The sequence below is a fragment of the Amycolatopsis sp. NPDC104863 genome (genome assembly GCF_055582965.1).
Genome location: NZ_JBVJOW010000002.1, coordinates 766,318 through 779,380, shown reverse-complemented (window position 1 = coordinate 779,380; position 13,063 = coordinate 766,318). Strand labels below are relative to the sequence as shown.

Sequence of the window (13,063 nt, the reverse complement as noted above, 5' to 3'; positions counted from 1 at the left end):
TTTCCTCGCGCGTCCTCCCCCCCCCCCCCCCCCCCCCCCCCCCCCCCTCCTCCCCCCCCCCCCCCCCCCCCCCCCCCCCCCCCCGACACTGCGGACTCCCGGCGGGCGCTTCACCCGGTCGCCGCGCTAAGCCGTTCCGCGGACCACCCAGGCGCGGGCGGACAGCGGGATCGAGCCGTCCGGGCTGGTCGGCAGGCGGCTGCGCAGGAGTTCACGGATCTGGTCCCGGCGGGCCTCGGGGAGTGTCGCGAGGTACGCCGGGGCCGGGCCCTGGGCGCCGAGGAACGGCCGCCAGTAGTCGTCGAAGCCGGTGAACACCGTCGGGATCTTGATCTCGCCGACCGAGACGTCCTCGAAGCCCGCCTCCGTCCACAAGCGACCGAGCGGCTCCGGGCGGCAGAGCGTGAACCGGCGGCCTTCGTCCAGGTCGGCGACCTTCGCCGGGTCGAGCTCGGCCGCGGCCTCCCAGAAGTGCCGGATCAGCTCCATGCCCTCGGCGAGGTCCCAGACGTACGCCGCGGCCAGGCCGCTCGTCACCCGCGCGATCTCCGCCGCCGCGCGCGCCGGGTCGGGCACGAAGTTCAGGACCAGGCCGGACACCACGACGTCGAAGTGGCCGTCCGGGAACGGGAGCTCCCGGGCGTCCGCGAGGGTGAACGACGCGCGCGGATCGGTCACGGTCGCGCGAGCCGTCTTCAGGAACCCCTCGGACGGGTCGGCTCCGGTGACCTCCGCGGGGTCACCCGCTTCGAGCACCGCCGACGTCAGCGCGCCGGTGCCGCAGCCGACGTCCAGCCAGCGCCGGCTCGCCGGAGCGGCCAGCTGCCGCACGAACACCGGTGCGATCCGGCGGCTCCACCGCCCGATGTAGGCCTCGTACGCGTCGCCCGACTGCCACATGCCACGGAGTACAGCACAAAAAACCGCTGGTCAGCTGTTGGCCAGATCACCCGTCGCGACGTGACCCGCCGACGTCGCGCGGCGCAGGAAGTCGGCGATCAGCTCCAGCTCGGGCTCGCTGTACTCCTCGAAGATCTCGTCCAGCGCGGCGTTCATGCCCGCGTACAGCCGGAACAGCTCGGCGTTGCGGCCCCGGACCGCGCGCACGGCGATCGCGCGCCGGTCGGCCGCCTCCGGGTCGCGCTCCCGGACGATCCAGCCGCCCTTCTGGAGGCGGTCGAGGATGCCGGTCATCGTCGCGGGGTGCAGCCCGGCCCGCCGGGCGACGGCGCTCGGGCTCATCGGGCCGAGCCGGGAGATCACCTCGAGGCAGTCGAGGTCGACGTCCTTGAGCGTCAAGCGCGTGCTGACGTGGTGGTTCAGCAGCGAAAGCTGGTTTCGCAGATCGCGCAGCGCCTCCTTGACCGACGCGGCCGTCCGCCTCCGACGGCGGGCGTCCTCCCCATCGACACCCGATACGGAACTCATATGATATGCTCCTCGTATCATCCGGACTTCAGGCATCAGGGTAACGCGGGGGAAGGGTTTCACCATGATCGTGCTCACCGGGGCGACCGGGCTGGTCGGCCGCCTGCTGGCCAGTGAACTCAAGGGTCACGGCGTCCGCGCCGTCACCCGCTCACCGCAGGACGCGGTCCTGCCCGCCGACGTCGAGGTCGTAGAGGGAGATCCGCAGCGGCCGGAGACGCTCGACACGGCCTTGCGCGGCGCGGACGCGCTGTTCCTGCACTCGCGCGCGGTGGGGGACGCCGCGTACGACGTCGTCGCGCGGGCGCGGGAGCTCGGCGTCCGCCGGGTGGTCGCGCTGGCGGCGGCGAACGTCGCCGACCGGCTCGACGCGCAGCCGTCGCGGTTCCGCGGCGACCGCAACAAGGAGGTCGACGACGCGGCGGCGACGAGCGGTCTCGAGTGGGTCAGCCTGCGGCCCAGCTCGTTCGCGCTGAACGCCCTCACGGCGTGGGGCGGCCAGATCCACGCGGGCGACGACGTCCGGTACGTCTACGCCGGCTTCGAGGAGTCGCCGCTGCACGAAGCGGACCTCGTCGAGGTCCTGACGCGAGCACTCGTCGACGACGACCTGCTCGGCCGGCGCATCGACCTCACCGGCCCGGAGTCGTTGTCCCACGCGGAAATGGTGCGGCAGCTCGGTGTCGCGCTCGCCCGGCCGTTGCGGTTCCACGAGATCCCGGCCGAGGCGGCGGCCCAAGGCATGCTGGCCAACGGGCTGCCGGAGCCGTTCATCACCGCGATGATGGCGCGCTACGTCGCGCACCTCGCGCAGCCACAGTTCCCGCCGACCCCGGAGGTGGAGAAGATCCTGGGCCGCCCAGCGCGCACGTTCGCCGAGTGGGCGGCCGACCATGCTGCGGACTTCGGAGCGCGACAATGAAGCTGACGCTCTTCGCGGCATCCGGACGAACTGGCGCGCACGTGCTCGGCCAGGCCCTCGCGGTCGGCCACGAGGTCACGGCGGTGGTCCGAAACCCGGACGCCGTCACGGCGCCGGTCCGGGTGGTCCGCGCGGACCTGACGGCACCGGACTCGGCGACGCTCAAGTCCGCAGTGGACGGTGGTGACGCCGTGATTTCCGCACTGGGGCCACGACATCGCGGCGAGTACGGTGTCGCCTCCCGCGGAACCCGGGCCATCATCAATGCGATGGAGGCGGCAGGGGTGCACCGCCTGGTCGTGGTGAGCGTCGCGGGCGTCTCGACGATCCCGACGCCGAGCCGCCCGAATCCGCCAAAACGGGATCCGGGAGTGGGGTTCTTCACGCGGAATGTTCTTTCACCGCTGGCGAACCTGCGGCTGCGGAAGCACTACGAGGATGTTGCGTTCATGGAGCACGAGCTCCGGGTGAGCGGTCTTGACTGGACGTCGGTGCAGCTGCCGCTGCTGACGGACAAACCAGCGACCGGGCGCTATCGGATCGCTTACGAGCAGAGTGTTCGCGGTGGATTCCGGATCGCCCGGGCGGATGCCGCGCACTTTGTGTTGCGGGTGGTTGATATGCCCGAGGCCGTGCGGCATTCCGTCGCGGTTGCGTACTGAAGGGAGTTGGTGCTGACAAACAGATTGTGCTGAACGGCGGGGCCGCGGTCCGGTCGGTGGCTGTGCGGGCCGGTGCTCGCTGGCTCCGCGCGGGTCTGGTGCCCGAAGTCACGGGGATCCGGGTTCCTGCAGGGCCGGCTTCGAGCCCGGCAGCGCTTCGGCCGGGCCTGCGGCATTCCAAGGTGGCTTTGTGATCGTGCGGACGCTGGCGGCCGTGTCGGCCCGTGGTCGCCTGCTCCGCACGGGGTCCGGTGCTCGGGTTGCGGAGCAGGTTCGTGCGGGCGCATGGCCCGGTATGCGCCGTTTCGGGGCTGGCTTCGCGTGCGGCGGCTTCGGAGCAGCGGCAGTCCTCGGTGGCTTCGGGATCGCGCGGGCGCTCGCGGCCGAGGTCGACGACTGTCCGGGAACCGCCGGGGTCGGCGCCCAGCTCGGCCGGGATTGGCGGCTGGGCGGACTGGGAACCGCCGGGGCGCGCGGCTAGCTCCACGCGAGCCCCGCTCCCAGTCGCCGATGGCATCGCGCGAGTGGACCCCGCCCACACTCACAGCCACCACGCGCCGCCCCGTTTTCCGTGGTGAACGCGACGCTCCAGCCCTCGCCGCCGCGGCCTAGGGTGGGACCGTCCAGCCACCTCGGAAAAGGAGTGAAATGGGAAAGGTCACGGCCACCGCGGAGCGCACCGTCAACGCACCGGCCGACAAGGTCCGCGCGCTCGTCGCCGACTATGCCGAAACGCGGCCGAAGTTGCTCACCGAGCACTACCGCGACTACGAGGTGACCGAAGGCGGCGTCGGCGCCGGGACCAAAGCCGGCTGGAAGCTGCAAGCCACCTCCAAGCGCGTGCGCGATGTCAAAGCCACCGTCAGCGAGCCCCAGCCCGGCACCCTGGTCGAGACCGACGCGAACTCCAGCATGGTCACCACCTGGACCGTCACCGAGGCCGGCGACCAGAGCCTCGTCCGGATCGAAACCAGCTGGGACGGCGCCGGCGGTGTCGGGGGCTTCTTCGAGAAGACCTTCGCTCCCGGTGGGCTCAAGAAGATCTACGACGGCGTTCTCGGAAAACTTGCCGAAATCGTGTAGCCCGTCACAATCGGAATGTGCGCCCCGGTTAGCCGGTTGTACCCGGTGGAATCCGGGGCGACTGCCCCGCTTCGAGACTTGAGGAGTTCGACGGTGAACGCACCCACCCAGGCGACCGAGATCCGGCTGGCTTCACGGCCGGAAGGTGTCCCGACGCACGACAACTTCGAGATCGTCGACACGGAGATCCCGACCCCGGGTGACGGGCAGATCCTCGTGCGCAACCTCGTCATGAGCGTCGACCCGGCGATGCGCGGGCGCATGCGCGACGTCAAGTCGTACGCGCCGCCGTTCCAGGTCGGGGAGGTCATGAACGGTGGGGCCGTCGGCGAGGTTGTCGAGTCCCATGTGGACGGTGTCAAGCCGGGTGACCACGTGCTGCACCAGGCCGGCTGGCGCACCCATGCCGTCCTCGATGCCAAGCGCTTCGTCAAGGTGGACGCCGATGCCGCGCCGCTCTCGACCTACCTCGGTGTGCTCGGCATGCCGGGCCTGACCGCCTACGCCGGGCTGCTGGAGTCGGCCGAGTTCAAGCCGGGGGACACCGTCTTCGTTTCCGGGGCGGCCGGCGCCGTCGGGTCGCTCGTCGGGCAGCTCGCGAAGCTCAAGGGCGCCAAGCGGGTCATCGGCTCGGCGGGGTCCGCCGAAAAGGTCCGTCACCTCATCGACGACCTCGGCTTCGACGCCGCCTTCAACTACAAGGACGGCCCGGTCGCCGAGCAGCTGCACCAGGCCGCGCCCGAGGGCATCGACGTCTACTTCGACAACGTCGGCGGTGAGCACCTCGAGGCCGCCATCGACGCGATCACCCTGCACGGCCGGATCGCCGTCTGCGGCATGATCTCGCAGTACAACGCCACCGAGCCGACTCCGGCGCCGCGCAACCTGAGCCAGATCATCGCCAAGCGGCTCACCATCCGCGGCCTGCTGGTGCTCGACCACTGGGGCCTGCAGCAGCAGTTCGTCAGCGAGATCGCGCCGCTGGTCAGCGCCGGGGAGATCAAGTACTCCGAGACCTTCGTCGACGGCATCCGCAACGCGCCGGACGCGTTCCTGGGCCTGCTGTCCGGGGCCAATACCGGCAAGATGCTGGTCCGGATCGCCGACTAGAGCCGACTAAGCCGACTAGAGCAGCGAAGCGAGCTCGGGCAGCGTCGAGATCGTGTACGTCGGCGAAGGGGAGCCGGGCAGTGGGCGGACGCCGGGGCGGGCGAGCAACGCCGTCCGCAGCCCGGCCGCCTGCGCGCCCGCGATGTCCCAGTCGTGGGCCGCGATCATCACGGCGTTCCGGGGCTCGACCTGGTAGGCGGCCAGGACCTGCCGGTACGGCTCGGGCGCGGGCTTGAGCCGGCCGGCCTGCTCGGCCGAGAAAATCCGGTCGAACAGCTTCGCCAGGCCCGAGTTCTGCAGCTGCGCCTCGGCCGTGGCGAGCGGCGAGTTGGTGAGCGCGACGACGTCGTGACCGGCTTCGCGCAGCTTGACGAGACCCGGTTCGGCGTCGGGGTGGGCGGGGAGCGAGCGGAGTCCCTCGCCGATCTTCGTGAGATCCAGCTCCCGCCCGTGCCGGGCCGCGATCTCGGTCGCGGCCTCACCCGCGATGCCCGCGAAGTCGCGGTAACCGCCGGTCGCCGTCACGGTCAGCACGGTGTGGATGGCCAGCCCGAACCACTCGCGCCGCAGCTCCGGGCTGCCGATGGTCCCGTCGAGCGCGGCGAGGTCGAGGAGGGTCTCGTTGACGTCGAAGACGCAGAGCATGCGGCTCTCCGGAGGTTCGAAGGTGTTCGTACCTGCCCGAAGGTACGACAGCTGCCGTACCATGTCCAGCATGCCCGGTGAACTGCCGATCCCGGCGATGGCCGACGTCGACCTCGGCGCGGTGCTGTCCGCGCTCGCCGACCCGCACCGCCGCGCGGTGGTGCTCGAGCTCGTCGAAGGTGACGGCGCCGAGCGCGCCTGCTCGTCCTTCCCGCTGCCGATCGCGAAGTCGACCCGCACGCACCACTGGCGGGTGCTGCGCGAAGCCGGCCTGGTCCGGCAGCGTGACGCGGGCAACGGCACGTTCGTCCGCCTGCGCCGCGACGAGTTCGACGTGCGCTTCCCCGGCCTGCTCGACGTCGTCGCCGGGATCAGTACTGCTGGGTCAGCGCCCGCTCGTTGAGGTCCGCGTCCAGCTCCTCGGCCGAGATCGGCAGCGCCATGTGGTCACGCAGGATCGTGCCGAACGTCGGCAGCTCCGCACGCTCCGGCCACGTCTCCGGCTGCCACAGTGACGACCGCAGGAACGCCTTCGCGCAGTGCATGTAGAGCTCTTCGACCTCGATGACCACGGCCAGCTTCGGCCGTTTCCCCTGCACCACCAGGTCGTCGAAGAACGGCGCGTCCGACACGAGCCGGGCGCCGCCGTTCACCCGGAGCGTCTCGTTCATGCCCGGCACCAGGAACAGCAGCCCCGCGTGCGGGTTGTCGATGATGTTGCGGAAGCTGTCGACCAGCTTGTTGCCCGGCCGGTCGGCGAGCACCAGCGTCCGGTCGTCGAGCACCAGCACCGAACCCGCCGGGTCGCCCCGGGGTGAGACGTCGCAGCTGCCGTCCGGCGCCGACGTCGCCAGCAGCACGAACGGCGAATGCGCGATCAGCGTGCGCGCGTGCTCGTCGATCCGGCTGATGATCTTCCGCTGGGTCGTTTCCTTCGGCAGGCCGATCAGTTCGCGCAGCGCCTCGTGTGAGTCGATGGTCCCCATGACCCCAAGCTAGCGCGCACCACCGACAGTCCGGCCCCGGATCGCGATCCGGGCCGCCTCGGTGGACTTCGCCACGACCTGGTCGACCGAGTAGCCATGCTTCACGAACACGCCGTCGAGCTGGAACGTGCCGTAGCCGTGGGCCTGGGTGAACAGCTGCTCCATCAGCTCCAGCCCGGTCGCCGGGTCGGGGGCCACGGCGAGGCTGCGCAGCAGGAACTCGTCGGTCATGCGGCGGGTCTGCTCGTGCAGGCCGACGTACTCGGGACCGTGCAGGCCCGCGGCGTAGATCACGTCCATCCCGGCCCGGCGCTCGATCAGGTAGCGCGTGTACGCGCCCGCGGCCGCCGCCAGCGCGTCCGCCGGGTCTTCGTGCTCGGCCGCCGCCGCGGCGACGCGGTCCGTGAGCTGGCAGGCGACGTTGCAGGCGACCTCGGCGAGGAGGGCCTCGCGGGTCGCGAAATGCCGGTAGGGCGCGCCGGGGCTGACGTTCGCCAGCTTCGCGACCTTCGCGACGGAGAAGCCGCCGAGACCCTGCTCGGCGATGAGGTCGAGCGAAATGCGCACGAGCTCGCCCCGGAGATCACCGCGGTGGTACTTCGTGCCCATGACCTGGATCACATCTCCCGCTCGAAATATGTAAGACCCCTCTTACGTAGGACATGTAAGAGACCTCTTACGAGGACCAACGGTACTTGAACCTGGAGGGTTCCATGAGCACCACCACGAACGCCATCGCCGCTCCGGCGCCGGGTGCGCCGCTCGCACCGACCACGATCGAGCGCCGCGACCTGCGCGCGGACGACGTCCTGATCGACATCGCCTACGCCGGCATCTGCCACAGCGACATCCACCAGGCCAAGGAGGACTGGGGCCAGGCGATCTTCCCGATGGTCCCGGGCCACGAGATCGCCGGTGTGGTCGCCGCGGTCGGCGCGAACGTCACGAAGTACCAGGTCGGCGACCGCGTCGGCGTCGGCTGCATGGTCGACTCCTGCGGCGAGTGCGAGTACTGCCGGGCCGGCACCGAGCAGTTCTGCGTCAAGGGCAACGTCCAGACGTACAACGGCGTCGGCTTCGACGGCGAGAACACCTACGGCGGCTACAGCAACCAGATCGTCGTGAAGGACGCCTTCGTCTGCCGCATCCCCGAAGGCATCAGCCTCGACATCGCCGCGCCGCTGCTGTGCGCCGGCATCACCACCTACTCCCCGCTGAACCACTGGGGCGCCGGCCCCGGCAAGAAGGTCGCCGTGATCGGCCTCGGCGGGCTCGGGCACATGGGCGTCAAGATCGCCGCCGCCATGGGCGCCGAGGTGACCGTGCTCAGCCAGAGCCTCAAGAAGCAGGAAGACGGCCTCAAGCTCGGCGCGCAGCACTACTACGCGACCAGCGACGAGTCGACGTTCGACGTCCTCAAGGGCACCTTCGACGTCATCCTCAACACCGTGTCGGCCAAGCTGCCGATCGACGCCTACCTGGGCCTGCTCAAGGTCGGCGGCGCGATGGTCAACGTCGGCGCGCCCGGCGAACCGCTGTCGTACAACGCTTTCTCGCTGCTCGGCGGCAACAAGACGCTCGCCGGGTCGATGATCGGCGGCATCGCCGAGACCCAGGAGATGCTGGACTTCTGCGCGAAGCATGGCATCGGCGCGGAGATCGAGACGATCCCGGCCGCCAAGGTCAACGAGGCCTACGAGCGCGTCGAGAACTCCGACGTGCGCTACCGCTTCGTCATCGACGCCTCGACCATCGGGGCGTGACCACGGGGGCACGGCAACCGCGTCAGAACACCACGGTGCGGTTGCCGTGCACCAGCACCCGGTTTTCGAGGTGCCAGCGCAGACCGCGCGCCAACGTGACCTTCTCGATGTCGCGGCCCTTGCGGACCATGTCCTCGACCGAGTCGCCGTGGTCCACGCGGATGACGTCCTGGTCGATGATCGGGCCCGCGTCGAGGTCCGCCGTCACGTAGTGGCAGGTCGCGCCGACCAGCTTCACCCCGCGCGTGTGGGCCTGGTGGTACGGCTTCGCGCCGATGAACGACGGCAGGAAGCTGTGGTGGATGTTGATCGCGCGGCCCGCCCAGTCGCGGCAGAGGTCCGCGGGCAGGATCTGCATGAACCGGGCCAGCACCACCGCGTGCGGGTCGTGTTCGTCGACCAGCTTCCGGACCTCTTCGAACGCCGCCGCCTTGTCGCCGGCCGGGAACGGCACGTGGTGGAACGGGATGCCGTGCGCGCGGGTGATGTCGGCGAGCGACTCGTGGTTGCCGATCACCGCCGCGACGTCGACGTCCAGCTCCCCGGACGCAACGCGGCCGAGCAGGTCGTACAGGCAGTGCCCGGCCTTCGACACCAGCACGACCGCCCGGCGCCGCTCACCGGTGTCGCTGACCTGCCAGCTCGAGTCCGCCGAGAGGTCCGCGGCCACCTCGGCGAACCGGGCGCGCAGCCCGGCGGCGTCGAACGGCAGCGAGTCCGCGCGGACGACCTGGCGGGTGAAGAACCAGCCGGTGTCCGGGTCGGTGTGGTAGGCCGCCTCGACGATCCAGCCGCCGTGCTCGGCGAGGAACCCGGAGATCCGGGCGATGATGCCGGTGCGGTCGGGGCAGCCGAAGGTGATCACGTAGCGGCGTTCGGGTGCGGTCACGCGGGGTATTGTCCCCCGCCGGGGTTCAGGGTGCCGCCAGTGGTGCGAGCAGCGCCGGGTCCCCGGTGACCTCGGCCGCGTGCGGACGCCCCCACAACGCGCGGTAGACGTCGTCGGCGTCCCCGCGCACTTCGGTGTCCGGCGGGCCCGGCGTACCGACGGTCCACGTGTGTTCCGGCGTCGTGACACCCACGGTGCCGCGTGGCTCACGGCGCCAGCGTGGGACGAGGTAGGTCAGGTACTCGTCGACGCCGTCGTTCGCGAACTCCGGCGAGAAGCGCGTCGGCGGCGCCGGCTCGAAGGCCGATTCGGCGTCGAGGCGGTGGATCGCCGTCTCGTGGGCCATCCGGCGCGTCCAGTCGCGAACCGTCACCTCGAAGCCCGGGAACGGGGAGTACGCCGGGGTTTCCGGGGCCTGGCCGAACGCTTCGCGCAGGGCCAGGCGCTGGCCGTCCCACCACCCGAGGAGATCGAGCCAGTCGTCCGGCGGGGAAGGCTCGACCGGCCGGTTCACCGCCAGGCCGACGGCGAAGCAGTGCACCCAAGCCACGTGCCCGACCAGGTCACGGACAGTCCACTTCGGACAGTTCCGCACCCGCGCCGCCGGACCGGCCTTCAGCGCCGCCCGCTTCAGCGCGTCGGCGTGGACGTCGATCGCCTCCAGGAGCTCCATGTGCCGACCGTAGCCGCCGGCCGGCTTCGATCGCGAAAACCAGGCTCAGCCCTAGTCCGAATGACAGCAGAAGGCCCTTCGCCGGCTCGTCGGCGAAGGCGGCTCCGCCGGCGAAGCCGATCAGCACGCTGTAGACCGCCCAGATCGCCGCGCCGGCGGCGTCGAGCGGCACGAACCGGCGCAGCGGATAACCGAGGCTGCCGTTCGCGAGGGCGCTGGCGACCCGGCCGCCCGGCAGGTAGCGCGCGGCGATGATCAGCAGCCCGCCGTTGCGCCGCACCTGGTCCTGCGCCCATTCGTAGCGCCGTTGCCCGTCGGCGCCGCGCTGCAGCCAGGCGACCGCGCGCGGCCCGGCGGAGCGGCCGACGGCGTACCCGAGGCAGTCCCCGGCCCACGCGCCCGCCGCGGCGACGGCGGCGAGCAGGGCGAGATTCGCGGGGTCGGGCCCGAGCAGGACGGCGACGGTGACGACGGTCGTCTCGCTCGGCATGAACGGCAGCAGCGCGTCCAACCCGGACACGGCGAAGACGAGCACCCACAGCCACGGCGAGCCCAAGGCGTCGCGCAGCAGCTCGGTGACCTGCGCCAGGAGTTCCACGTCCCCATGGTGATCACCGCAGGTCACCTGCGGGTGACGGAGCGGGGGTGGCCCGGTGAACGTTCAGGCGGGGGCGACCGCGGCCCACGGGACACTCAGCTCGCCGGGCCGCACCCGGGACGGCGGACCCAGCACCGGCCAGCCGCGGGAAACCAGCAGCCGCACCGTTTCCCGCCACCTCGACCGCACGCCGAACGCCTGGTGCGGGGCCGCCGTCGCCCAGCACGCGTCCAGGGCCGCCAGCAGCGCGTGGACCCGCTCGCCCGGGACGTTCCGGTGGATCAGCGCCTTCGGCAGCCGCTCGGCCACCGTCGACGGGCGGTCCAGCCCCGCCAGCCGCATCGACAACGTCAGCGACACCGGACCGGACGACGACACCAGCACCCACGTCGACAGGCGGCCGATCTCGTCACACGTCCCCTCGACCAGCAGGCCCTCCGGCGCCATCGACTCCAGCATCAGCCGCCAGGCGCCGGCGACCTCGTCCTCGGCGTACTGGCGCAGCACGTTGAACGCCCGGACCAGCGTCGGCCGGGTCCCGGCCAGCTCGAACCCGCCGCGGCGGAACTCCAGCAGCGGCGGGGACGCGGCCGGCTGGGCGGCGGCGACGCGGGCGGCGTCCAGCTCCAGGCCCAGCACCCGGACGTCGGGCCGGACCCGGCGCACCCAGCGCGCCAGCTCGATCGTGGTCACCGGCGAAGCGCCGTACCCGAGGTCGACAACCAGGGGCGACGCGGCCGAGCGCAGCAGCCGGGTCGTCGCGGGCGCGTAGGTGATCCACCGGTCGACCCGGCGGAGGCGGTTCGGGTTGGTCGTGCCGCGGGTCGGCGCGCCGACCGGGCTCAGGCGGCTTCGGCCAGCCACTTCGCGGTGAATTCGGCTTCGCGCTCCAGCAGCTTCGTGACCTGCTCGGCGATGACGCCCTCCAGCTTCCCGCCGAACAGCGGGATCCGGACCGTCACCTCGCCGCTGGTCCGCAGCACCGTCTTGGCGCCGTTGGCCAGCACGGCCGTCCGCGCGACGATCTCGCCCGGCACCCCGCCGACCTCGACCGTCGCGTCACCCTGGTGGCCGGTGCCGTCCTTGCTCACCCGCCAGGTCTGCGTGCGGGTCACGAGCAGGTCGCCCTTGTGCAGCGTCCGCACCGCCTGCGGCAGCTTGTCCGCGCTGATCCCCTGGCGCAGCTCGTACCGGAGGTTCGTGCCGGAGACCTCGTACGACAGCAGCGCCGCGCTGTGCCCGCCGAGCTGCTCGAGCCGGGCCCGCAGCGCCTCTTCGCCGGCGACCGCGGCGTAGACGGCAGCGACGTCGGCGGAGAACTCAGCACGGTGCTCGATCCGGGATCCCATGGGCCGGACAGTACCGTCAGACGCGTGAACCCCGCCCGAACTCCCGCACTCCCGAAGCTCTCCGCGTACACCACGGTGCGGCTCGGCGGCCCGGCCCGCCACTTCGTCAGCGCCGTGACCAGCGAAGACCTCGTCACGGCGGTCCGCGACGCCGACGCGGCGGGCGAGCCGGTGCTGCTGCTCGGCGGCGGCTCCAACCTGGTGGTCGGCGACGCGGGGTTCGACGGCACGCTGATCGAGGTCGCGAACACGGGCTGGCGCCGCGACGGTGACGTCGTGGCGGTCGAGGCCGGCCAGAACTGGGACGCCTTCGTCGCCTCGCTCGTCGAGGCCGGGCTGGGCGGGCTCGAATGCCTCTCCGGCATCCCGGGCAGCGTCGGCGCGACGCCGATCCAGAACGTCGGCGCGTACGGCTGCGAAGTCTCGGAATCGATCGTCTCGGTCGAGCTCTACGACCGCCGGACGCGCGAAGTGCGCACGCTCAAGGCCGACGAGCTCGGCTTCGCCTACCGCACCAGTGTGCTCAAGGGCACAGACACCGGCGTTGTCCTGTCGGTCCGCTTCGAAATCCGCGAAGACGGCCTCTCCGCGCCCATCCGCTACGCCGAGCTGGCGCGCACGCTCGGCGTCGAGATCGGCTCACGTGTCCCGGCCGCCGAAGCGCGCGAAGCCGTGCTCGAGCTGCGTCGTGGCAAGGGCATGGTGCTCGACCCGGCCGACCACGACACGTGGAGCGCGGGCTCGTTCTTCACCAACCCGATCGTCCCGTCGGCCGAGGCGGAAGGCGTTCTCCGGCGCATCGCGGAGCGGGGGGGGGGGGGGGGGGGGGGGGGGGGGGGGGGAGGGGGGGGTAGGGGGGGGGGGGGGGGGCGGAGAGGGGCAGCTCGGCGGGGCGGCCGAAGTCCTCTTCGTCGAGCGTCCCCATATCGGCGGGGTCGCCGGACGGCACGGTCAG

18 protein-coding genes are annotated in these 13,063 nt (G+C 71.5%); 8 read left to right on the top strand and 10 right to left on the bottom strand.

What is annotated here, in order from left to right; all coding sequences use genetic code 11:
• Positions 1-126 precede the first annotated feature (126 nt).
• Together ACZ63J_RS13255 and ACZ63J_RS13250 are read right to left on the bottom strand one after the other, a co-directional pair.
• On the bottom strand, positions 127-900 hold the full coding sequence (locus tag ACZ63J_RS13255; protein ID WP_465403410.1) for a class I SAM-dependent methyltransferase: 774 nt from the start codon (positions 898-900) through the stop codon (positions 127-129).
• A gap of 30 nt (positions 901-930) precedes the next feature.
• Positions 931-1,428: a MarR family winged helix-turn-helix transcriptional regulator gene (locus ACZ63J_RS13250; RefSeq protein ID WP_465313812.1), complete on the bottom strand. Its 498-nt coding sequence runs from the start codon at positions 1,426-1,428 to the stop codon at positions 931-933.
• Between the two features lie 64 nt (positions 1,429-1,492).
• On the opposite strand from ACZ63J_RS13250, the gene ACZ63J_RS13245 reads away from it, so the two are divergent.
• From ACZ63J_RS13245 to ACZ63J_RS13225, 5 genes are all read left to right on the top strand, one after another.
• Positions 1,493-2,350: an NAD(P)H-binding protein gene (locus ACZ63J_RS13245; protein ID WP_465403412.1), complete on the top strand. Its 858-nt coding sequence runs from the start codon at positions 1,493-1,495 to the stop codon at positions 2,348-2,350.
• On the top strand, positions 2,347-3,012 hold the full coding sequence (locus ACZ63J_RS13240) for an NAD(P)-dependent oxidoreductase (RefSeq protein WP_465403414.1): 666 nt from the start codon (positions 2,347-2,349) through the stop codon (positions 3,010-3,012). The genes ACZ63J_RS13245 and ACZ63J_RS13240 overlap by 4 nt, the downstream gene beginning before the upstream one ends.
• Before the next feature lie 190 nt (positions 3,013-3,202).
• Positions 3,203-3,493, top strand: coding sequence for a hypothetical protein (locus ACZ63J_RS13235; protein WP_465403416.1), 291 nt, complete (start codon positions 3,203-3,205; stop codon positions 3,491-3,493).
• Between the two features lie 167 nt (positions 3,494-3,660).
• Positions 3,661-4,095 (top strand): SRPBCC family protein, encoded by a 435-nt coding sequence (locus ACZ63J_RS13230; protein ID WP_465403418.1) that lies wholly within the window; start codon positions 3,661-3,663, stop codon positions 4,093-4,095.
• Positions 4,096-4,188: 93 nt separating this feature from the next.
• Positions 4,189-5,205 (top strand): NADP-dependent oxidoreductase, encoded by a 1,017-nt coding sequence (locus ACZ63J_RS13225; RefSeq protein WP_465341883.1) that lies wholly within the window; start codon positions 4,189-4,191, stop codon positions 5,203-5,205.
• A 15-nt stretch (positions 5,206-5,220) separates the two neighbouring features.
• Here the strand turns inward: ACZ63J_RS13225 and ACZ63J_RS13220 are convergent, their stop codons facing one another.
• The gene (locus ACZ63J_RS13220) at positions 5,221-5,850 is read right to left on the bottom strand and encodes a haloacid dehalogenase type II (RefSeq protein WP_465309397.1); all 630 of its coding nucleotides are present in this window, start codon (positions 5,848-5,850) and stop codon (positions 5,221-5,223) included.
• Positions 5,851-5,920: 70 nt separating this feature from the next.
• Between ACZ63J_RS13220 and ACZ63J_RS13215 the strand changes: the two genes are divergently transcribed.
• Positions 5,921-6,253 carry an ArsR/SmtB family transcription factor gene (locus ACZ63J_RS13215; RefSeq protein WP_465308302.1) on the top strand — a complete coding sequence of 111 codons (333 nt, stop codon included), beginning with the start codon at positions 5,921-5,923 and terminating at the stop codon, positions 6,251-6,253.
• Here ACZ63J_RS13215 and ACZ63J_RS13210 read toward each other — a convergent pair.
• Together ACZ63J_RS13210 and ACZ63J_RS13205 are read right to left on the bottom strand one after the other, a co-directional pair.
• Complete coding sequence (locus tag ACZ63J_RS13210; protein WP_465403420.1) at positions 6,222-6,836, bottom strand: pyridoxamine 5'-phosphate oxidase family protein; 615 nt, start codon at positions 6,834-6,836, stop codon at positions 6,222-6,224. The two genes, ACZ63J_RS13215 and ACZ63J_RS13210, sit on opposite strands and share 32 nt — an antisense overlap.
• Positions 6,837-6,845: 9 nt before the next feature.
• Complete coding sequence (locus ACZ63J_RS13205) at positions 6,846-7,445, bottom strand: TetR/AcrR family transcriptional regulator (protein WP_465341886.1); 600 nt, start codon at positions 7,443-7,445, stop codon at positions 6,846-6,848.
• A gap of 104 nt (positions 7,446-7,549) precedes the next feature.
• On the opposite strand from ACZ63J_RS13205, the gene ACZ63J_RS13200 reads away from it, so the two are divergent.
• Positions 7,550-8,599 (top strand): NAD(P)-dependent alcohol dehydrogenase, encoded by a 1,050-nt coding sequence (locus tag ACZ63J_RS13200; protein WP_465403421.1) that lies wholly within the window; start codon positions 7,550-7,552, stop codon positions 8,597-8,599.
• Between the two features lie 22 nt (positions 8,600-8,621).
• Here ACZ63J_RS13200 and purU read toward each other — a convergent pair whose 3' ends face one another.
• From purU to ACZ63J_RS13175, 5 genes are all read right to left on the bottom strand, one after another.
• Positions 8,622-9,488 (bottom strand): formyltetrahydrofolate deformylase, encoded by an 867-nt coding sequence (gene purU, locus ACZ63J_RS13195; RefSeq protein WP_465341888.1) that lies wholly within the window; start codon positions 9,486-9,488, stop codon positions 8,622-8,624.
• A gap of 25 nt (positions 9,489-9,513) precedes the next feature.
• On the bottom strand, positions 9,514-10,161 hold the full coding sequence (locus ACZ63J_RS13190; RefSeq protein ID WP_465341889.1) for a maleylpyruvate isomerase family mycothiol-dependent enzyme: 648 nt from the start codon (positions 10,159-10,161) through the stop codon (positions 9,514-9,516).
• The gene (locus tag ACZ63J_RS13185) at positions 10,052-10,759 is read right to left on the bottom strand and encodes a DedA family protein (RefSeq protein WP_465341890.1); all 708 of its coding nucleotides are present in this window, start codon (positions 10,757-10,759) and stop codon (positions 10,052-10,054) included. Before ACZ63J_RS13185 ends, ACZ63J_RS13190 begins: the two co-directional genes overlap by 110 nt.
• Positions 10,760-10,822: 63 nt before the next feature.
• Positions 10,823-11,623, bottom strand: coding sequence for a class I SAM-dependent methyltransferase (locus ACZ63J_RS13180; protein ID WP_465403423.1), 801 nt, complete (start codon positions 11,621-11,623; stop codon positions 10,823-10,825).
• Complete coding sequence (locus ACZ63J_RS13175; protein WP_465403425.1) at positions 11,602-12,108, bottom strand: DUF2505 domain-containing protein; 507 nt, start codon at positions 12,106-12,108, stop codon at positions 11,602-11,604. Before ACZ63J_RS13175 ends, ACZ63J_RS13180 begins: the two co-directional genes overlap by 22 nt.
• A gap of 24 nt (positions 12,109-12,132) precedes the next feature.
• Here ACZ63J_RS13175 and ACZ63J_RS13170 point away from each other — a divergent pair.
• The coding region (locus ACZ63J_RS13170; RefSeq protein WP_465439464.1) for a UDP-N-acetylmuramate dehydrogenase at positions 12,133-13,063 on the top strand (931 nt) is incomplete at its 3' end.

Coding starts and splice junctions, on each gene's coding strand:
- ACZ63J_RS13255 (WP_465403410.1), bottom strand. CDS start 900: ATGTGGCAGTCGGGCGACGCGTACGAGGCCTACATCGGGCGGTGGAGC.
- ACZ63J_RS13250 (WP_465313812.1), bottom strand. CDS start 1,428: ATGAGTTCCGTATCGGGTGTCGATGGGGAGGACGCCCGCCGTCGGAGG.
- ACZ63J_RS13245 (WP_465403412.1), top strand. CDS start 1,493: ATGATCGTGCTCACCGGGGCGACCGGGCTGGTCGGCCGCCTGCTGGCC.
- ACZ63J_RS13240 (WP_465403414.1), top strand. CDS start 2,347: ATGAAGCTGACGCTCTTCGCGGCATCCGGACGAACTGGCGCGCACGTG.
- ACZ63J_RS13230 (WP_465403418.1), top strand. CDS start 3,661: ATGGGAAAGGTCACGGCCACCGCGGAGCGCACCGTCAACGCACCGGCC.
- ACZ63J_RS13220 (WP_465309397.1), bottom strand. CDS start 5,850: ATGCTCTGCGTCTTCGACGTCAACGAGACCCTCCTCGACCTCGCCGCG.
- ACZ63J_RS13215 (WP_465308302.1), top strand. CDS start 5,921: ATGCCCGGTGAACTGCCGATCCCGGCGATGGCCGACGTCGACCTCGGC.
- ACZ63J_RS13210 (WP_465403420.1), bottom strand. CDS start 6,836: ATGGGGACCATCGACTCACACGAGGCGCTGCGCGAACTGATCGGCCTG.
- ACZ63J_RS13205 (WP_465341886.1), bottom strand. CDS start 7,445: ATGGGCACGAAGTACCACCGCGGTGATCTCCGGGGCGAGCTCGTGCGC.
- ACZ63J_RS13200 (WP_465403421.1), top strand. CDS start 7,550: ATGAGCACCACCACGAACGCCATCGCCGCTCCGGCGCCGGGTGCGCCG.
- ACZ63J_RS13190 (WP_465341889.1), bottom strand. CDS start 10,161: ATGGAGCTCCTGGAGGCGATCGACGTCCACGCCGACGCGCTGAAGCGG.
- ACZ63J_RS13175 (WP_465403425.1), bottom strand. CDS start 12,108: ATGGGATCCCGGATCGAGCACCGTGCTGAGTTCTCCGCCGACGTCGCT.